This is a genomic window from Gottfriedia acidiceleris (assembly GCF_050457485.1).
In the GTDB taxonomy this organism is placed as follows: Bacteria; Bacillota; Bacilli; order Bacillales; family Bacillaceae_G; genus Gottfriedia; species Gottfriedia acidiceleris_D.
In genome coordinates, this window is the sequence record NZ_JBCMJM010000006.1 from 138,496 (window position 1) to 158,099 (window position 19,604).

Sequence of the window (19,604 nt, forward strand, 5' to 3'; positions counted from 1 at the left end):
TTCTAACAATAAGTAAATAGTACAAGCTTGAAGGGGATTGTACAATGAGTAAATATGAATAATTTCTAATAATTCAGTTAATATATTTAATCTAATTTTAATAGGTTTTTAATAATATGAATAGGCAAATATTCCTATTAACATGCCAAGAAAATACATTTTTTCTTTTTATCAAACAATTTTCGAGGAGTTTTTTATGAATTCGACAATAAAACAAGATTTCTTTTTAAAACCATCTATACAAGTAGCAAAGGAGCTTTTAGGAAAAATACTAGTTCATAATACTGATGAAATGGAACTTTCCGGAATAATTGTAGAGACCGAAGCATATATGGGTCCAGAAGATCGCGCTGCACATAGTTTTCAAAACCGACGTACGAAACGCACGGAAATCATGTTTCATGAGGCAGGATACATCTACACTTATCAAATGCATACCCATACTTTAATTAATATAGTTTGTGAAGAAATTGGCAAACCACAAGTAGTATTAATTAGAGCACTAGAACCTGTGGATGGGATTGAAAAAATGATCGAATTTCGAAAAAATCAGCCCATTTCTAATTTAACGAATGGACCAGGTAAGCTTACAAAAGCATTGAATATTACGATGGAGTCTTATGGAAAACCAATTTGGCTACCACCCGTTTACATCAAGGAAGGAATAAAACCCGAACATATTAGTAGTGGACCTAGAATCGGTATTGAAAATTCCGGTGAAGCGAGGGACTATCCATGGAGATTTTGGATTACGGAAAATAAATTTGTTTCAAGATAAAAATAATACCCAGGCTGTTGATGAACTCTCACTTTCAAACAGTCTGGGTATTATTAATTTCGGAACCTATTTTAAACATCATTCATCAGATGAAAAAACTGCATTTTTTATTTGCTCTTCCAATTCCAAACGATATTCTAAAATTTGGTACTTATTCCAACTTAATCTATTCGCCATATAACGAATCACATTGTCTTTATACTTATTAACTAGATCAATTTGAAAATATAAAAATCCTGTTCTCCTAATAAAAAAGTCGACCGGCTTTACAATCATTTCGTTTTGAATTCCATATTCTAGTTGTAAAAATAATGATAGTGGTAGATTAAAATCATTTTTCAATTCACTAAATGATATATTCATTAAATGTTCTATATTCGATCCGTATATTTTACTTAATCTTTTATATTCCGATTCACTTAATCCAATTGCAATACCAGCAGATGAAAATCGTTTTTTAAAATAATTAAAACCTTTTGATCCCCCAACATCACCACCGGATATTGGTAAATTTTTAGTCTGACATTTTTTAAATCTATTTACTATATCTTTTGTAATAAGGTCTACAATTGTCTCCGCCATTTTCCGGTAGCCTGTTAACTTTCCTCCGGCTATTGAAATTAACCCAGAGGATGATTCCCAAATCTCATCCTTTCTTGAGATTTCAGAAGGATCCTTACCTTCTTCAAAAATTAAAGGACGAATGCCAGCCCAACTTGATTCAACGTCAGTATCTTCCAGCTTTATTGTTGGAAACATATACTGAACACAATTTAATATATATTCCCTATCTTCATTGCTTACTTTTGGATTAGCGGTATCTCGATCAAAAAATGTATCCGTTGTACCAACATAAGTCTTTCCATCTCTTGGAATTGCAAAGACCATCCGACCGTCCACCGTATCAAAATAGACAGACTGATTTAAAGGAAACTTTTTATGATCAATTACTAAATGAACCCCTTTTGTTAGTCTAAGATTTTTATCACTTTCTAATCGTTCCATTTCCCTAAGCTGGTCAACCCACGGTCCGGTTGCGTTAACAATCCTCTTTGCCCGAATTGTAAAAGGTACTTTCGTTATTAAATCGATTGCTTTGACTCCTACTATTCTATTATTTTCATAGATGAAATCTGTCACTTCTACATAATTGATTGCCTGTGCTCCGTGTTCAACTGCTTTTTTTATAACTTCGATTGTAAGGCGAGCATCATCGGTTCGATATTCAACGTAATATCCTCCAGCTTTAAGCCCCTCTCTTTTAATTAATGGCTCCTTTTCTATCGTTTCTTTTCGATTTAACATTTTCTTTCGCTCATCTTTTTTTACACCAGCTAAGTAGTCATATAATCTAAGGCCAATAGAAGTAGTAAACTTACCAAAAGTTCCACCCTTATATATGGGAAGTAACATCCTTTCAGGTGTAGTCACATGTGGACCATTTTCATAAACAATTGCACGTTCTTTACCAACCTCTGCTACCATTTTAATTTCATACTGTTTTAAATATCGTAAACCACCATGAACTAGCTTAGTAGAACGACTAGATGTACCCGATGCAAAATCCTGCATCTCAACTAGGGCCGTACTCATCCCTCTAGTAATAGCATCAAGTGCAATACCACAACCTGTTATTCCTCCACCAATCACTAATAAATCGAACTCTTTTTCAGCTAATGTTTGCTTAATCCTTTTCCTATTTAAACTTGAAAATTGTTCCTCCATTGTAAAACCTCACTTCAACAAATTTTCTAATTGTCTTAAAAAAGCGACACAAAAAGAAATCAACCTAAAATGAAAAAGGACCGCTACAATTACATCTGCATGTAGAAAGGTCCTAGAGTTTCGAATTAAAAAATATTAAAATCGGTTACTTATTTAAATGCTAAAGTGGCATGAACTGCTTTTTTCCAGCCTGAATATAGCTCATTACTTAATTCAGTTGTCATTTGTTGTTCAAAACATCGATCCATTTGCCATTGTCCGGCTATTTCTTCTCGATTTTTCCAAAATCCAACTGCTAAGCCAGCTAAATAAGCTGCACCTAAGGCTGTTGTTTCATTTATTAAAGGACGCTCGACAGGTACATTTAAAATATCACTTTGAAATTGCATTAAGAAATTATTCTTAACAGCTCCTCCGTCTACTCGTAACGTTTTTAAAGAAATAGTTGAATCCGCCTCCATCGCTGTAAGCACATCTTTTGTTTGATATGCAAGAGCTTCTAATGTAGCGCGGATAAAATGTTCTTTAGATGTCCCTCTTGTTAAACCAAAGACTGCTCCACGGACATCACTATCCCAGTATGGTGTTCCTAGACCTACAAAAGCAGGTACAACATAAACTCCATCTGATGAGGTTACCCTAGTAGCATATTTCTCACTATCTACAGCATTTTTAATCATTCTTAAACCATCACGTAACCATTGAATAGCCGAACCTGCAACAAATATACTTCCTTCAAGTGCATATTCAACTTTTCCGTCAATTCCCCATGCAATTGTAGTTAATAATCCATGATTTGATTTAACAGCATGATTTCCCGTATTCATAAGCATGAAGCATCCGGTTCCATATGTGTTTTTAGCCATTCCCTTTTCAAAACAAGCTTGACCAAATAAAGCTGCTTGCTGATCACCAGCTATGCCAGCAATTGGAATCTCACTTCCAAAAAAATGATAACTTACAGTATTAGCATATACTTCTGAAGAAGGGCGGACACTTGGAAGCATACACTCCGGAACATCCAATATTTTCAATAGATCTTTATCCCATTTTAATTCATGAATATTATACATCATCGTTCTAGAAGCATTTGAATACTCTGTAACATGTGCCCTGCCTCCAGAAAGCTTCCAAACTAACCAAGTATCAATTGTTCCAAATAATAAATCTCCTGCCTCAGCCTTTTCTCTAGCACCATCAATCTGATCAAGAATCCATTTTACTTTCGTACCAGAAAAGTAAGCATCAATTAATAGACCTGTTTTTTCACGAACTATTGAATCATAACCGTTCGATTTCAGTTCCTCACAAATTTCGGCTGTTTGTCTTGATTGCCAAACGATGGCATTATAGATTGGAGCTCCTGTATGTTTATCCCAAACTACAGTCGTTTCACGTTGGTTAGTAATCCCAATTCCGCTAATTTGATCATGACGAATATTTGATTCTGCAAGGCACGTTGCAATAACCGCAAGTACTGAACCCCAAATCTCATTTGCATTATGCTCTACCCAACCTGGATGTGGAAAATATTGTTTAAACTCTTTTTGAGCTGTATGTACAATCTTACCTTTTTTATCAAACAAAATTGCTCTTGAGCTAGTTGTCCCTTGGTCAAGTGATAAAATATATTTTTCCATCTCAAATGACCTCCTTACTATTATTTTATGTAGGTGTGATTTAAAAATGCGACTTAGTATCTATTTATAGAGGAAGGTTGATCTATTTGTAAATTCAAGATTTACCAAGTATAGTCCTCACTTGATTATATAAAAAACATTAAAATTATACACATATTCACTTAAATACATATTCTATTTAACAATTAATGATTCCTTTCTTACCAATAGTACTATATTGTAAAGCCCTCACTTTTTCTCCCAATAAAAAAACCTACTTAGTTCAGTAGATTTTCTCATGTATATTAAATTCTTCATTAAATTCTTTTGTTTTAATTAATTTATTGTAGTTTATCGTTATTTCTTAGGAAATAATGTCGGAAATGTACAATATTTTTTTGGGAAAATCACCAAATTACTTTCTTGATTAGCCATGTTTTCTTGGAATTTAGCTGTTTTTTTGAGAGGACATAATCGGTAAAGATACTTCAAAACTAGTGCCTTCTCCTTTTTTACTTTGAACTTTGATTTTCCCACCATGTTCTTCAACAATCCATTTTGCAATTGATAATCCAAGTCCAATTCCATTTTTGGATGTACGTGAGACATCTTCTTGGAAGAAACGGTCAAATATTCGAGGAAGGTTTTCTTCTTTTATGCCCACTCCACTATCTATAACCTTAATTAAAAAATTATTTTTCACTTGTTTACAGCTAATTTGAATCGTATCATTTTCGTTTGTAAATTTCATTGCATTATCGATTAAAATCACAAGTAATTGGTGTATTCTTTCTTGATCACCAAAATAAAAATACGTATCTTTAATAGACAAAAATATTTCCTTATTTTGAAATGAAATGATTTCAGTGAAGTGTGAAACAACTTCTTCTAACAATTCATTTAAGGAGAATATTTTTTTATTTAATTGTATTTGCCCAGAATCTGATCTAGCTAAAGTTAATAAGCTTGCTACTAGTTTAGAAAGGCGCCTATTCTCTTTTAACATAATTGAAAAGTCTTGTGCCTTTTCTTCGATTGTTGCGCCTGGCTCTCTAAGTAATAACTCCAATCGTGATTGAATTACGGTTAAAGGAGTTCGAATTTCATGTGAAGCATCTGATACGAACTCTTGTTGTTTTTGCCACGCATTTGTTATTGGTACGAGTGCACGTCCCGCCAAAATATAACCAGCTACTACTGATAATGCACTTCCCAAAACCCAACCAACGATTAATATGATTAATAATGTATCAACTAAATCCTTTTCTGAGTCGATATTTCGTAATATTTGTAGTGTAATTTTCCCTCGATTCGTCTCACCTTGAATTGAGATCGTTCGATAATTCATATCACCGATTTTATCATTATATATTTCGTTTATTTTTGTAGGATATTTAAGTTCATCTTGTAGAATAATCGCATTCATACCTGGCATGGGATTTACTAATTTTTTATTTTCATCCCACATAATCATTAAAACACGTGGATCTCGATTGGAAATTGGTAAACGATTTGGATTATCACTATTTTGTATACGATTAATATTCCATAAAAGTGATTGATCAACTTCTTTATATAAACGATTATTTGTATATGAATAGATAATTAAAGAAAGGATTCCAATTATTAAAATAAATACTACTGAATTTATAATCGTTAATCGAATTTTTGTTTTCTTAAACATTTCTTCACCTAGTCATCTTTCATAATATATCCGATTCCTCTTACAGTCTTAATCATACTACCATAATTAAATGGCTCTAGTTTTTTTCGGAGTTGATGTACATATACTTCAACAATCGCAACAGTAGTATCAGAATCAAATCCCCAAATTCTATCAAAAATTTGTTCTTTCATTAAAATCTTGCCTTGGTTTTGAATGAAGTATTCTAGTAGCTCATATTGTTTGATTGTTAAATGAATCGATTCATTATTTATTTCAACAGGGTGCTCTTTTCCTTTTAAAATGATTCCTTGATACTTCAATGAACTATCAATTGTTAATTTACCACTTCTTCTAAGTAATGCATAGATTCTTGCTAGTAACTCCGGCCCTTGAAATGGTTTTACTAAATAATCGTCCGCTCCTAAGTTTAATCCTTCAACACGATCTTCTAGTGAATCTTTGGCAGTTAGAAAAAGAACTGGTGTTTGTACCCCTACTTTTCTCAAGTCCTTAACAATTTCAAAACCATTTTTCTCAGGCAGCATTACATCTAACACAATCACATCATATATGTTTTGCATCGCCAAGAAAAAGCCTTCTTCCCCTTCTAACGCCTTATCTACTTTAAAATCATTTGATAATAATTCAACGATTGAATTTAAAACTTCTATATGATCTTCTACAACTAAAATTCTCACTTTTTTTGCCTCCATTAGACTAAAAAGAAGCGTTCATCATATAACAACGCTACCCTTTATTTATTCAAATCGTACTGCTTGAATTGGTCTCATATTGAAGTTCTACAGGGAACTCCCCTAAAAAATCACCCCAACTAATAGAGAAAATGTAATGATAATAATTGAATACAGTTTTGTTATATTTACACTTATCATACCACCAAATTAGCTAAGTACGAATTTCCGATTAAAAATTGTAATTGTATATCTGTTTCTTGTTCATCTTTAACGATTGTAGTTTGAAAGTTTTTATCATCCTCAATATGTGCAACAAATGTGGCTTTTCCTTAATTGCTGCTACCTGATGAACCTCCTGGTTGTTGATTGAAATAACCTCCGCCACCATTTTGTGGGAAGCCTCCTCCGTTTCGGAAGTCTCTCATCATTTCCGTTCGATTATTATTTTTATAACTTAAATAGCCAACTCCAATTAACGTAAAAATGCCAATTACTAAATTGATAACTAATAAAATAGAAATGACTTTAGGCGAAAACGCACCCGTAGTTGAACGATTCTTCAAATTCGTTTTTTGGTTTTTTTCTACTAAATTTGATTCTAAATCTTCCATACTTATTCCCACTCCTTATAATTCAATTAATTGAATTATGTAATAGAATCCTTAATTTTTTCTTAAAATTAATTACTGATATTTTTAGAGTAATAATCTGTTAGCATAATGTAAAAAAAAAAATCATAAAAAAACCATCTGTATAAGATGGTTTTCGATAAATTTTAAGTTTAGTTTTTAACTAGATTAGTAATATAACGATTTTCAGGAATTTGTAATCCTAAGTTTCCTCTCAAAGTAGACGATTCATATTCTGTACGATAGATTCCTCTTTCTTGTAATAATGGAATGACTTGCTCTGTAAAATCCTTTAATGCACTTGGAATCGCAGAATAAATCATTAAACCGTCAGCTGCTTCCTGTTCATACCACTCTTGAATAAGGTTAGCAATTTTTTCTGGCGTGCCAATAAATGCACTTCTAGGAGTAGCTGCTTGTAATGCTACCCGTCTAAGTGTTAAACCTTTTTCTTTCGCTTCTTTCTTTATTTTATCTGTATTACTTCTAAAACTATTTTTCCCTAAATCACCAATGTCTGGGAAAGGTTCATCTAAAGGATATTGTGAAAAGTCATGATGCTCAAAGAAACGACCTAAATAATCCAGTGCATTTTCAATACTTGTTAAATTAACAAGATCTAAATATTTTTGCTCTGCTTCCTCTTCGGTTTGGCCAACTATTGGAGCAATGCCAGGAAAAATAACGATATCATCTTTTGATCTGCCGTATGCTACTGCACGATCCTTTACATCTTTATAAAATTGCTTAGCTTCTTCTATATTATCATGACCAGTAAACACTGCGTCAGCTGCTTTAGCTGCTAATTCCTTACCACTTTCTGAAGATCCAGCTTGAAAAACAACTGGTTGACCTTGTTTAGAGCGTCCGATATTAAGAGGACCTTCTACTTGAAAATACTTCCCTTCATAATTTAATCTGTGTAGCTTTTTCGGATCAAAAAATACACCTGATTCTTTATCTCGAACAAACGCGTCATCTTCCCAAGAATCCCATAGACCTCTAGTTATTTCTAAGTGCTCTTCTGCAATTTTATATCGATCATCATGTGAAGGGTGACCATTTCGACTATAGTTTTTAGCAGAGCCTTCAAGTGGAGAAGTAACTAAATTCCATCCTGCACGCCCATTACTTATATGATCAATTGACATGAATTGTCTCGCTACAGTAAATGGTTCACTATAGGTAGTTGAGAGCGTGCCAACTAAACCAATATTCTTTGTTACTCCTGCTAATGCAGATAAAATGGTAATTGGTTCAAAGCGATTTAAAAAATGTGGAATCGACTTTTCTGTTATATATAATCCATCTGCAATAAAAACTAAATCAAATTTTCCATTCTCGGCAAGTTTCACTTGCTCTTGGTAATAGGAAAAATTTACACTTGCGTCCGTTTGAACCTCTGGATGGCGCCAGCCAGACATACTGCCTCCTACTCCATGCACTAGTGCCCCAAGCTTTAGTTTTTTTCTTTCTGTCATTTTTTTCCCCTCCATTAATTCAATAATATTGCAGTATCTTTAATATTTAGTTCATAGCTCTTAACAAGTATATCTCCATTCATAAACTCATATTGTTTAGCTCGTTGAAACCCTATTTTTTCATATAAACTAATAGCAGATTTCATCATATCTGATGTGTGAAGAACAATTCGATCCGATCCCCACTCTAATGAAAGATTGCAGCTTGCTTTTATTAATTCTGTTGCAATCCCTAATCCTCTTGCTTTAGGGGAAACACCTATTAATCGAATAATAGGATAATTAATCTCTAACTCAGGTAATCCATATGCTTTTTCGGCAGAGTCATAGATAAAACATGCTCCTAATAGAACATTATCGACAGTCGCAACAAGCTTTGTTCTAGTGTGGCTGTTATCAGTTGCATCAATAATACTATTTTTATAGTTTTCCCATTGTTCTTTTGAAAGAATAGCAGCATATTGTTCATACGCATCGATTAACACTTTTTTTATATTATCTATTTCATTTGGTTGGGACTCTCTAATAATTAAGCGATTTGAAGACATAGCCTACCTCCTCAATTAAACTAAGCTGTATTCATACAAAATACGTTGTATTTGTTTTAAATGAAGATAAACATGTGAAATAAAAGATTTAATTATGTCTTCAACTGTAACGATTGCATTTTGAGGGTTTATTCCGCTCTTCTTCCAATCATCACTTGTTAGTCTTTTAAGCAATTGACTATTGTAATATAAAATAACACGATATGTTTCTAGTACTTCTACAATATTTCCATCGTTTGCATATTGTCCCATAATCCATTTATCTTGATTAAAAGCAGGTAATTGAACACTTGATCCAGCTAAAACTTCCCTTAGTCGAAAGTTCACTACAAATGCATGATCTAATAAATGAGTTAGCACTTCTAAAATACTCCACGATCTATCATTTTTCTTCCAATGCAGTTTCTCTTTTGGAAGATTGAAAGTTTTTTGCGATAGTAAATCATAAAGTTGATTAAATTCACTTATTTCAATTGATAAAGTACTCATCTATTTCCTCCTATATTTTGACTACACTTTTTGAAAGTTCATTCAATATTGTGATAGAAAAATCTGTAAAAAATCTAATACTTAACGGGATTGCTTTCTCATCAAGATCAAATTTAGGATGATGCCACTCATATTTTCCTGAAGTTCCAAAAAATACGAATAAACCTGGAATCTCTTCTAGATAATAGGAAAAATCTTCACTTGCTGCAGATACAGACGGTTCAATTACACGTAAGTCTTGTTTAGTTGCTACATCTTTTGCAATTCGAGCTAATTTTTCATCATTAACAACAGGGGGTGGACCAGGATTCCAAATTGTATGAACATTTGTTCTAAAAGCATCACCAACAGACTTACTAATTTCATTTAATCGATTTTGAATGGTCTGTCTGACTTCATTCTTAAAAGTACGAACCGTCCCACTAAAAACCGCTTTGTCAGCAATCACATTCGATGCTTTCCCACTATAGAATTTTGTTACACTTACAACTCCATTTTCAAGTGGACTAATATTACGGCTCACAATCGATTGAAGCGACGTAACAATATGTGATGCAGTAAGAATTGAATCTAGCCCAGCTTCCGGTACCGCTGCATGGCTCGATTTCCCATTTATTTCAACAGTAAATCCGTCAGCAGCTGCCATTAAAGGACCTGATTTTATCCCAATGGTTCCAACTGTTAAATCAGGTTTATTATGCATACCAATAATCACTTTTGTATCCTTTAATACATTTGTTTTAATAATTTCTAATGCACCTTTTCCAATTTCTTCTGCAGGTTGAAATAGAATCTGTACTTTTCCCGGCAGCTCACTCTCAATTTCCTTCAATAAAATGGCTGTACCCAAGATTGCAACTGTATGAAAATCATGTCCACAAGCGTGCATCTTATTTGGATTTTTTGATGAAAAAGGTAATCCTGTTTCCTCCTGAATTGGAAGTGCATCAATGTCTGCCCTAATTGCGATTGTAGGACCTTTGCGATCATCACCGATTTCTGCAACAAGACCAGTTTTTAACGGTAAAGATAGGATCTGTATGTTATACTCTGTTAAAAGTTGAACAAGTGTCGCTGTTGTTTCATATTCTTCAAACGCTAACTCTGGAATTGCATGTAAACTCCTTCTTATTTGAATTAGCTTTTCAAGTAGCGCATCAGATATTTCAAATTGCATAGTTTTCAACTCCTAAACTGTTAAGTCAAACTGTTATTTCTGTAAAAGCCTCTTTAATTAATTGAAGTGAGCGAACTCTTCTTTCAAAATCTGGAATTAATGATGTAAAAATAAATTCATCAATACCGAATTCATTTTGATATTCAAAAACCCTTTTTTGAAAAGTTTCTTTTGTTCCCTTAAGAACGTCTGCCTCTCGAACTTCTGTAGTATAGGTTTGGCCAGCTTGTTTAGCGTAAATCTCTGCTTGCTCAAGCGTACCGACATTTACAATTTGCCCATTCCCTAATGTAACTCGCACAGTTTGTAATTGATCTGATAATTTTAGTGCTTCCTCTTTCGTTTCAGTTACAATCGTAGACAAGGCTATAATAAACTTTGGTTTTCTACCACTTTCATGATTAAAGGAATTATTATATGCCTTGATTGCTTCCTTTGCTGCCACTGGGTCATTATTTATGAATAATGCAAATGCATATGGATAGCCCTTTTTAGCCGCAAATTTAGCACTTGATATACTTGTTCCTAATAAAAATAGCGGAACTCTAATCTGTGGTAATGGAGAAGCTTGTAAAGAATCAAACGAACTTACTTCTGATGCATCCTGATATAAAAAATTTTCTAGTTCATCAATTTTCTCTTCAAGAGATTGAGGTTCTTTCAAGTTTTTTTGGAGTTCTTGGCTAGATTTTGGAAATCCGCCTGGTGCTCTTCCTATGCCAAGTTCTACTCTACTTGGTGACAAATTAGCTAATACATTAAAGTTTTCTGCTACTTTATACGGACTATAATGCTGTAACATTACCCCACCTGAACCAACAGAAATTCGTTCAGTTTTAGCAAGAATATGTGAAACAAGCACTTCTGGAGATGATCCAGCAATTCCTTGTGAATTGTGGTGCTCTGATACCCAAAATCGATTAAATCCTAATCTTTCAGCTTCTTTTGCTAGATTTATAGTGTTTATAAGTACTTCATTTGCAGTTTGACCAGGAAAAATAATACTTTGATCTAAGAATCCATATTTAAGTCCCATATTCTTTCCTCCATTTTTTTAAATATAGTACATGTCTTCCTCTGAAAATCGTTTTAGAAACTGAATTGTTCTTTCTTCTTTAGGTGATTGAAAGATAGTCTTGGGATTCCCTTCTTCAACAATTATGCCGCCGTCCATAAACACAACATGATTAGCAACATCCCTAGCAAATGCCATTTCATGTGTGACGATAATCATTGTAATTCCTTCTTTTGCTATTTTTCGTATAATCGCTAGTACTTCACCTACTAATTCAGGGTCTAAAGCAGAGGTTGGTTCGTCGAATAAAATGACCTCTGGATTTAAAGCAAGCGCCCGAGCAATTCCTACTCTTTGTTGCTGTCCGCCGGATAACTGTAGAGGGTAAGAATCTAACTTGTTTCCTAAGCCTACTTTCTCAAGTAATTCAGCGCTTTTTTTGTATGCTGCTTCCTTAGACCATTTTTTAGCTACTATTAATCCTTCCATTACATTTTCAACTACTGTTTTATTTTTAAATAAATTAAATTGTTGGAATACCATAGCTGTTTTCTGGCGCAATGAAAGAATTTCGGTTTTTGAAGCTTGACTAAAATCTACTTTAAAATCGTCTATTGTAATTTTTCCTTTATTTGGTTTCTCTAAATAATTTATACAACGAAGTAAAGTTGTTTTTCCTGATCCACTAGGACCTAGAATTGCGACGACTTCGCCTTTATTAACAGTTAAATCTATACCTTTTAAGACATGATTTTTTCCAAAGGACTTTGTTACATTCGTTAAAGTAATCATTTCACTCCCCCTCGACTAAAGACGCTAAATCTCTTCTCTAATAAACTCGTCATTCTTTCAATGACTAATGTAATTCCCCAGAATATTAGTGCTGCTGCAATATATGCCTCAAAAAACTTCCAATTTGTAGAAGCTACAATTTGTGCCTTTGCGTTTATATCTACAACAGAAACAATAAATGCCAAAGTTGATCCATGCAGCATTCCAATAAATGTGTTTGATAAATTTGGTAAACTTACAGCGAAGGCTTGTGGAAATACAATTCTTCTTAGTGCTTGTGTTGTTGTCATACCAACCGAATAAGCAGCTTCAATTTGTCCTCGATCGATATTTGTAATTCCAGCTCTAACCACTTCAGATAAATACGCACCTGCTGTAATAGAAAAGGAAATAATTGCAAAAGCTGTCATAGGAATTGATGATGAATTAAAAGCAAAATGATAATGTTTAGCAAGTGAATCTAATAGCATTGAGATTGAATAATAAATAATTAACAAGTGTGTAATCATCGGCGTTCCTCGAATAATCGTAACGTAACTAGATGCTACCTGACTTAATATTGGAACCTTAAAAATACGAACAATAGCCGTAAAAGTTCCTATTACAAATCCAATAAGGACTGACAAAAAAGTTATGAACAGTGTAGTTGGAATTGCAGGTAGTATTTGTATAAATGCCTCCCAAATAAATGAGAAATCTAGTTTCATAATCTCGTACCTTCTTTCACAACAACGACATCCCGATTCATTTTTCCAAATAAGTTACGGATTTTAAAAGTTTTTTCTTTCTTTTCAACACTTGTTCTTTCATATTTTCCAAACCGGTTTTCTAATAAGATAAATCCTTTTTCAAGAAAGACACTTAAAATAAAATAAACGAGAGCAAGTGCAAGATAGGATTCAATAAAATGACGATTTAGTAAACCTAATGTTTGTGATTGCCCAGTTAACTCCATTACCCCGAGAGTAAATGCCAATGATGTATCTTTTAGTGTTCCTATTAATAAGTTTCCTAAAATAGGGATCCATATAGCGAATGCTTGTGGTGCTATGATTCTCTTAAAAGCCTGATATCCGTCCATTCCAACAGAATAAGCTGCTTCAATTTGCCCTCTATCTACAGCACTAACTGATGCACGAATACCTTCTGAAATAAAAGCTGCACTGTGTAATCCGTATGTTAAAATGACAAAATATAAAACATCAATTCTACTAACATCTACTTCTACTAGTTTTAATAGCTCAGGTACGCCATAATAAATTAAAAATAATTGAATTAAAATTGGAGTTCCCCTAAAAAATGAAACATATATTTGCGAGATTCTTTGAAAAATTGGTACCTTATACATTCTAGGTAAGGCTACAAGTAAGCCAAAACCTAACCCTACTAAAATAGAACTCCCTACAATGATTAACGAAATCTTTATAAAAGGTAGTAATTTAATAAAATATTCAAAGATCAATTCAGCTTTAAAATCAGCACCCATTCCTTCTCATCCTTTGGTTTTAGCTTTAATTTTCTGTAAAATCAGCACCTAACCACTTTTTGCTTAAGTTAGCAAGTGTTCCATCTGTTTTTATTTTTAATAGTGCTTCGTCAATTGCATCTGCTAATTTTTGATCTTTTGTATCATTTTTTCTAAAGGCAAATAATACATCAGCCTCAGTCAAAGCTGACCCTACTGTTTTCAATTCACCTTTTGGATCAATCAAAGATAAGGTAAAATCTGCAGCGACTGTAGCATCTACACGCCCTGAAGTAATTTGCTGTACAGTATCATTTGCTCCACCATTCTGATAAACAATTTTAATTGCGTTATTATGCTCTTTATTATAGTTTTCAAGAATTTGTGCTTCAGCACTTGTAGCGGATGTTAATACCTTTTTACCTTTTAAGTCATCAATTGATTGAATTGAATTATTCCCTTTTGCAACAACGATTTTATTTTTCCAATGCGCATAAGCTTCTTTGTTAAATAAATACTTCTCTTCCCTCTCTGGATTTTTTTCAATTTCATGAGCAACAAAATCTATTTTCTTAGTTTCTAGACTTAACAATAAGCTCGAAAATTCATATGTTTTTAAATCAAACTTGTATTCTGGCAATCTTTTATCAATTTCTTTTACAAGTTCAACATCAAAACCAGTTAAATTTCCATCTTTATCGATAAAGCACACATTTGGAAATTGTGTACCAGTACCTACAACAATTCTTTGAACTTTTGAATCAGTAGCTGTTGCTGCCTCTTTATCTTTATTTTTTAAAGCAAATGTAATGAATAAAACTACGACTGCCAAGGATACAAGTGTAATCACAAACTTTTTCATTCCCATTTCCTCATTTCTGAATAATTTTTTTAGGGTCTTACTGCTAGCCAAATTAACTCTTCTGATAATTCTTCAGTTGCTTTATTTAATCTCTCTGTTAATTCATTAGATAATGAAAAATGATTTTGATAATCTCTTATTACCCAATCATCAATTGCATAAACACCAGTAACAAAATGATTTCCCCCAAGAACAGAGAGAACTGGTTTTAATGCATAATCTAAACTGAGTAAATGGGCAATTGTACCACCGATGAAGATAGGAAGGACAACTTTATTTTTCAAGCCATTCTGAGGAATTAAGTCTAAAAATATTTTTAATAAACCTGAATAGGAGGCCTTATAGACTGGTCCTGCAATAACAACCCCGATCGAATTCTCAATTTTATTAAGGGCTTCTTTAATTTCTTCATTACTAAAATCGCTCTTAATTAAAGCTTCCGTTGGCAAATCCCCAATATTTACTTGGCATACTTTAATACCTTCATTAGTCCACTTTTCATTTACAAATTGGAGTATGCCATTCAATCTTGAGTTTGGTGATGAGCTAGCAGAGATAATGACAATTTCCTTCAACGTGTTCCCTCCTTTTTAAAAACCAACATTCCTTATAGGTTAACTAGGAATTAATTGTTATAAACTTTATCACTGACAGAATATTTAGTCAACGTAATTTCCAATAGAACTTTTCTATCGTTTTATTAAATATTTGAATTAGCTCATTAATTTTATTGCTCCCTTAAGCACGATCTAGTTGATTGTCAATTGAGGATGACCCCAAATTCTTATATTTGGTTATATTTTTAGCTTGTTAAAAAAGAAAAAAGAGTTGGCTATTTCACCAACTCTTTGCTTAATTCAACTATTTCATTCATTAAATCTGTATACTCTCCACGATTACAGAAAATATTTGTTTGAAGAAAAATTCCCTTTGTTTCTTCAATATGTATTGGAAATAGTATTCCTTCTTTAGCTTCTTTTTTCACACTGATACTAGGCAAGAAAGCAATTCCAAATTGTTCTATAATAAGTTTTTTTGCCATCTCCGAACTATCAGTATGAATCCTAATATTTGGAGGAGCCTCTAGATTTTCAAATAAACGATGAATTCTAAGCCAATCTAATGAACCGCATTCAAAGAAAATAAGATTTTCCTGAGCGATCTCTTGAATTGTGATCGATTTTTTTGAAATAAACGGATGGTCTTTATAAACATAAAGCGTAATTGGATCTTCAAATAATTTAATTGATTGTAAGCTAGGGTGACTAGTTTTCCGAACAAAACCTATATCAATTTCACTATTTAACACTTTATTAATTAATTCATCACTCTTACCCGTAATAACTTTATAATGTAAATCTTCATTACTTACCGAAAGTTTTGGCAAAATTTCTGAAATAACATAGTTTGAAACCGAAACAGTGCAGCCAATTTTCAATTCATTATTGTGTGATTTTTTTTGATTAACGTGCATCTTCCCTTTTTCGTAAATATGAACTAATTGTTGAGCATACGGTAAAAAGCGCTTACCCTCTTCTGTTATATTAACTTGTTTACCGGAACGGTGAAAAAGCTGGCAATTTAATTCTCTTTCTAAGGATTGAATTCTAGCTGTAACAGTTGGTTGTGATAGAAAAAGTGATTCTGCAGCTTTGTTAAAGCTACCATAGTGAATTACATGGATGAACGCTTCTATATTTTCAATATTAATTTCTTTCACATCCTTAAATAACATTTTTGTTATATACATTAACTATTCATCTTTATTCAATTTGGGATTTTATCTTACTACTTATTTTTTAAAAAAATTATCATTAAAGAAGTCTATTAGAAAATATTATTTTTATATTTTAACCTTTACATATTCTTTGAAGCTTCATAAAATCCTTTTTTATATACTACATTCTGAATATTTTAAGTTGATTATACATTTTTCTAAAATGAAAGTTTATTTTACAAAATTATATATAACTATTCAAGATGATTAAAAGAAAACCCAAGTTCTTATATAGAACTCAGGCTTTTAGCATAGAATCATTGTTTTATTAATATAATTTCAATTTCAATTTTGGACTGATAGAAGGAAGATTATACTTTAATTTAAATAACCCGCTACTAGCCGATAAATTAGTTTTTAAAATAATAAACGTATAAACATAATAAACACAAAAATAGTGGAGCTCTAATTCATTAGTTATTATTAAATAAAAAGGTTACGTTAACTTAACTTTTCGGACTACTTGGATCTTGACGTGTTTAGGTATATCACCTTTAATCGTTACTTCTCCATTCGATAGAGCAATTTTTGCTCCCCATCCGTTTTTGAATTTTTTAATTTTTACTCGAAGTAATCTTATTTCCACCTGACCTAATCCAGATTTGTTTTTCACTTCTAATTCTGGTGTTTTTGCATTACCAATATTATGTAGAAGTAGCTTTACTCTAATTAGAGGTTCTTCATCGCTTTTTACGATTACATATGCGTTTCCTTGTTCATCCTCTTTAAATTGATCGTAGGTTACTGAAAAGCCTTTTGTACTTAAGTAAATTTCTCCATCATCATTTACTTTGTAAACTGGTGAAAACATATGTCTCTTCTCCTTGCCGTATATTGTTCATATGTAAATAAAGAAAACTTGTCGATTGGCCAGCCTTTAAAGCGAAGTCAGAAACGTAGGTGCACTTTATTCCTAGAATTGGCTACTACATCGACTACTCATCATGGCTGCCAACTTATACTTTCTTAAAGTGCAATAAAAAATTGACGATGAAATAAATAAATTATTTTTACGTCAATTCTAATATTAGTATGGCTTAACTATTAAAAAATGTTCTTTCCAATATTTAATATGTTTAAAATATGATTCTTATTACATCAGACAGATTATTCTATTTTATTAAAAATTATTATAAAATGCAATTTTTAAACCCTGAAATTAATAGCTAATTTTTGGAAATTTCCACTCAAATTAAAGCCATTATTTTACATTAAAACTTGGTTCTAAAACATAGAATTTAATGAATAAATATGCTATTGTTCTAATGAATTATTTAAAAATTTTAAATCAAATATTTTATCGAAATTATGAAATTAAAAAAAAGGAAGAAGGAACGTCAGTTGATTTACAGTAAACAAGATGTGCTACACAATGAATCTCAGAGCATTAAAAATGGAGCTGCATCTACAATTGCAATCAGTTTATCAAATAACTATTTTATATTGTTTGCTATTGCAATTTTAGGTGCTACCAATTATCAAGTTGGTTTAATTTCTTCCTTACCTTCAATCGTCGGAATGGCCGCGATGCTCCCAGCTGCTTTTATGGTTAATAAGTTAGAAGAAAAAAGAAAATTCACTGCTTATTCCATTTTTTTTACGCGTTTTTTTCTATTAATAATGGTTTTTCTTCCATTTATTAAATCTGACCATATCGCATGGTTTTTTGTTATTCTAATTGCATTAATGAATTTCCCAGGCACATTTCTAAATTTAAGCTGGCAAGCATTTATTGGTGATTTAATTCCTGCAGACCGTCGAAACACATTTTTTGGCAATCGAAATAGAATACTAACCTTTACGGGAATGATTGTAACGCTTGTAGCAGGCATCTGTATGAAATCCATTAGCCCAAAAAGTGCTCTTCCATATCAATTACTTTTTTTATTTGCATTTATATTTGGAATGATCGAGTTTTTATATATATTGAAACATAAAGAGGAGAAGCAAAAAATTGAAATTTCAAATCATTATTCTCCTTTTTCAAAACATCTTTTTCAGTATAAACCCTATATCACATTTTTAGTTTGTGCACTATTTTTTAACTTCGCGTGGCAAATGGCATGGTCTTTATTTTCGATTTATCAAATAAGATTTGCTCATGCAACTGCTTTCTGGATCAGTTTATTTACTGTAAGCAACCAACTTTCACAAATCGTTAGCTTTCGTTGGTGGGCAAAAATGGCGAATCGTTATAGTAATACTCAATTATTAATTTGGATTTCAATTGGAATGGCTTCTGCACCTATTTTAAATATATTATCAACAAATTATGTATACTTATTTATCGTAAACTTTACATCCGGATTTTTTGTATCTGGTACTGTTTTAATATTATTTAATAGCTTACTTGAAGCTACTGAGGAAGAACACCGCACTTCTTATATTGCTAATTATAATTTCTTACTTTCAATTGTTGCCTTCATCGCTCCTCAATTTGGTGTTTTTTTACTTGAATCATTCAGTATGAATATTGCGATGATTATTTCAACGATATTCAGAGGATTGGCGGGAGTATTATTTGGAATAATGGCATATAAAATGTCTCACTCAAATCAATTAGATTATAAGCAAAATAAAATATCTCTCTAGATAAGTTTAAAGGAGTTCTAAATATTGAACTCCTTTTAGAATTTTAGATGATAATAATGATTTTAATGTTAATATGTTTGAACGCTTTCATATTATTAACAAATCTTAGTAATTGTTTATTCTTAAGAAGTTAAAAATATATAAGCGCTAATTTTTAGAATAACAAGTTCAAACGATTATTTAAAAAAGTTGATGTTCGATCTTAATTGACCTTAAACTGATTAACTATTAGGTTACTCTAAGTAAAGGCTATTTGATTAGAATTTATGGCATACTTTTTTTGATGAATAAGTT

General features: G+C 32.1%; 19 protein-coding genes. 2 read left to right on the forward strand and 17 right to left on the reverse strand.

Going from position 1 to position 19,604, the window contains the following annotated elements; genetic code table 11:
• Positions 1-196 precede the first annotated feature (196 nt).
• Positions 197-778, forward strand: coding sequence for a DNA-3-methyladenine glycosylase (locus ABEY15_RS06060; protein ID WP_429889099.1), 582 nt, complete (start codon positions 197-199; stop codon positions 776-778).
• A 78-nt stretch (positions 779-856) separates the two neighbouring features.
• Here the strand turns inward: ABEY15_RS06060 and ABEY15_RS06065 are convergent, their stop codons facing one another.
• The 17 genes from ABEY15_RS06065 to ABEY15_RS06145 all read right to left on the reverse strand — a co-directional run bounded on the left by ABEY15_RS06065 (position 857) and on the right by ABEY15_RS06145 (position 17,529).
• A complete protein-coding gene (locus ABEY15_RS06065) occupies positions 857-2,503 on the reverse strand; it encodes a glycerol-3-phosphate dehydrogenase/oxidase (protein ID WP_429889101.1) in 1,647 nt (548 codons plus the stop codon).
• A 149-nt stretch (positions 2,504-2,652) separates the two neighbouring features.
• A complete protein-coding gene (gene glpK, locus ABEY15_RS06070; protein WP_429889102.1) occupies positions 2,653-4,143 on the reverse strand; it encodes a glycerol kinase GlpK in 1,491 nt (496 codons plus the stop codon).
• A gap of 427 nt (positions 4,144-4,570) precedes the next feature.
• On the reverse strand, positions 4,571-5,806 hold the full coding sequence (locus tag ABEY15_RS06075) for a sensor histidine kinase (protein ID WP_429889104.1): 1,236 nt from the start codon (positions 5,804-5,806) through the stop codon (positions 4,571-4,573).
• A gap of 8 nt (positions 5,807-5,814) precedes the next feature.
• The gene (locus ABEY15_RS06080; protein WP_429889105.1) at positions 5,815-6,486 is read right to left on the reverse strand and encodes a response regulator transcription factor; all 672 of its coding nucleotides are present in this window, start codon (positions 6,484-6,486) and stop codon (positions 5,815-5,817) included.
• Positions 6,487-6,812: 326 nt separating this feature from the next.
• A complete protein-coding gene (locus tag ABEY15_RS06085; RefSeq protein ID WP_429889107.1) occupies positions 6,813-7,094 on the reverse strand; it encodes a hypothetical protein in 282 nt (93 codons plus the stop codon).
• Between the two features lie 170 nt (positions 7,095-7,264).
• Positions 7,265-8,593 (reverse strand): LLM class flavin-dependent oxidoreductase, encoded by a 1,329-nt coding sequence (locus ABEY15_RS06090; RefSeq protein WP_429889109.1) that lies wholly within the window; start codon positions 8,591-8,593, stop codon positions 7,265-7,267.
• Between the two features lie 14 nt (positions 8,594-8,607).
• Positions 8,608-9,141: a GNAT family N-acetyltransferase gene (locus ABEY15_RS06095; protein WP_429889111.1), complete on the reverse strand. Its 534-nt coding sequence runs from the start codon at positions 9,139-9,141 to the stop codon at positions 8,608-8,610.
• A 15-nt stretch (positions 9,142-9,156) separates the two neighbouring features.
• Positions 9,157-9,630 (reverse strand): DinB family protein, encoded by a 474-nt coding sequence (locus tag ABEY15_RS06100; RefSeq protein ID WP_429889113.1) that lies wholly within the window; start codon positions 9,628-9,630, stop codon positions 9,157-9,159.
• 10 nt (positions 9,631-9,640) lie between these two features.
• Positions 9,641-10,807, reverse strand: a complete 1,167-nt coding sequence (locus ABEY15_RS06105; protein WP_429889114.1) for an amidohydrolase — start codon at positions 10,805-10,807, stop codon at positions 9,641-9,643.
• A gap of 25 nt (positions 10,808-10,832) precedes the next feature.
• The gene (locus ABEY15_RS06110) at positions 10,833-11,843 is read right to left on the reverse strand and encodes an LLM class flavin-dependent oxidoreductase (protein ID WP_429889116.1); all 1,011 of its coding nucleotides are present in this window, start codon (positions 11,841-11,843) and stop codon (positions 10,833-10,835) included.
• Positions 11,844-11,861: 18 nt separating this feature from the next.
• Complete coding sequence (locus ABEY15_RS06115) at positions 11,862-12,614, reverse strand: amino acid ABC transporter ATP-binding protein (RefSeq protein ID WP_429889118.1); 753 nt, start codon at positions 12,612-12,614, stop codon at positions 11,862-11,864.
• Entirely contained in the window at positions 12,611-13,321 is a 711-nt protein-coding gene (locus ABEY15_RS06120) for an amino acid ABC transporter permease (RefSeq protein ID WP_429889120.1), read from the reverse strand. The genes ABEY15_RS06115 and ABEY15_RS06120 overlap by 4 nt, the downstream gene beginning before the upstream one ends.
• Entirely contained in the window at positions 13,318-14,100 is a 783-nt protein-coding gene (locus tag ABEY15_RS06125) for an amino acid ABC transporter permease (protein ID WP_429889121.1), read from the reverse strand. The genes ABEY15_RS06120 and ABEY15_RS06125 overlap by 4 nt, the downstream gene beginning before the upstream one ends.
• A 25-nt stretch (positions 14,101-14,125) precedes the next feature.
• On the reverse strand, positions 14,126-14,941 hold the full coding sequence (locus tag ABEY15_RS06130; protein ID WP_429889122.1) for a transporter substrate-binding domain-containing protein: 816 nt from the start codon (positions 14,939-14,941) through the stop codon (positions 14,126-14,128).
• Positions 14,942-14,970: 29 nt separating this feature from the next.
• Positions 14,971-15,516: an NADPH-dependent FMN reductase gene (ssuE, locus tag ABEY15_RS06135; protein WP_429889124.1), complete on the reverse strand. Its 546-nt coding sequence runs from the start codon at positions 15,514-15,516 to the stop codon at positions 14,971-14,973.
• 257 nt (positions 15,517-15,773) lie between these two features.
• Positions 15,774-16,652: a LysR family transcriptional regulator gene (locus ABEY15_RS06140; RefSeq protein WP_429889262.1), complete on the reverse strand. Its 879-nt coding sequence runs from the start codon at positions 16,650-16,652 to the stop codon at positions 15,774-15,776.
• Positions 16,653-17,154: 502 nt separating this feature from the next.
• The gene (locus tag ABEY15_RS06145; RefSeq protein ID WP_331221297.1) at positions 17,155-17,529 is read right to left on the reverse strand and encodes a hypothetical protein; all 375 of its coding nucleotides are present in this window, start codon (positions 17,527-17,529) and stop codon (positions 17,155-17,157) included.
• Between the two features lie 530 nt (positions 17,530-18,059).
• On the opposite strand from ABEY15_RS06145, the gene ABEY15_RS06150 reads away from it, so the two are divergent.
• Positions 18,060-19,310: an MFS transporter gene (locus tag ABEY15_RS06150; protein ID WP_429889125.1), complete on the forward strand. Its 1,251-nt coding sequence runs from the start codon at positions 18,060-18,062 to the stop codon at positions 19,308-19,310.
• The last annotated feature ends 294 nt before the right edge of the window (positions 19,311-19,604 follow it).

Coding starts and splice junctions, on each gene's coding strand:
- ABEY15_RS06145 (WP_331221297.1), bottom strand. CDS start 17,529: ATGTTTTCACCAGTTTACAAAGTAAATGATGATGGAGAAATTTACTTA.
- ABEY15_RS06125 (WP_429889121.1), bottom strand. CDS start 14,100: ATGGGTGCTGATTTTAAAGCTGAATTGATCTTTGAATATTTTATTAAA.
- ABEY15_RS06090 (WP_429889109.1), bottom strand. CDS start 8,593: ATGACAGAAAGAAAAAAACTAAAGCTTGGGGCACTAGTGCATGGAGTA.
- glpK (WP_429889102.1), bottom strand. CDS start 4,143: ATGGAAAAATATATTTTATCACTTGACCAAGGGACAACTAGCTCAAGA.
- ABEY15_RS06115 (WP_429889118.1), bottom strand. CDS start 12,614: ATGATTACTTTAACGAATGTAACAAAGTCCTTTGGAAAAAATCATGTC.
- ABEY15_RS06095 (WP_429889111.1), bottom strand. CDS start 9,141: ATGTCTTCAAATCGCTTAATTATTAGAGAGTCCCAACCAAATGAAATA.
- ABEY15_RS06105 (WP_429889114.1), bottom strand. CDS start 10,807: ATGCAATTTGAAATATCTGATGCGCTACTTGAAAAGCTAATTCAAATA.
- ABEY15_RS06100 (WP_429889113.1), bottom strand. CDS start 9,630: ATGAGTACTTTATCAATTGAAATAAGTGAATTTAATCAACTTTATGAT.
- ABEY15_RS06065 (WP_429889101.1), bottom strand. CDS start 2,503: ATGGAGGAACAATTTTCAAGTTTAAATAGGAAAAGGATTAAGCAAACA.
- ABEY15_RS06075 (WP_429889104.1), bottom strand. CDS start 5,806: ATGTTTAAGAAAACAAAAATTCGATTAACGATTATAAATTCAGTAGTA.
- ABEY15_RS06085 (WP_429889107.1), bottom strand. CDS start 7,094: ATGGAAGATTTAGAATCAAATTTAGTAGAAAAAAACCAAAAAACGAAT.
- ABEY15_RS06060 (WP_429889099.1), top strand. CDS start 197: ATGAATTCGACAATAAAACAAGATTTCTTTTTAAAACCATCTATACAA.
- ABEY15_RS06110 (WP_429889116.1), bottom strand. CDS start 11,843: ATGGGACTTAAATATGGATTCTTAGATCAAAGTATTATTTTTCCTGGT.
- ABEY15_RS06120 (WP_429889120.1), bottom strand. CDS start 13,321: ATGAAACTAGATTTCTCATTTATTTGGGAGGCATTTATACAAATACTA.
- ABEY15_RS06130 (WP_429889122.1), bottom strand. CDS start 14,941: ATGAAAAAGTTTGTGATTACACTTGTATCCTTGGCAGTCGTAGTTTTA.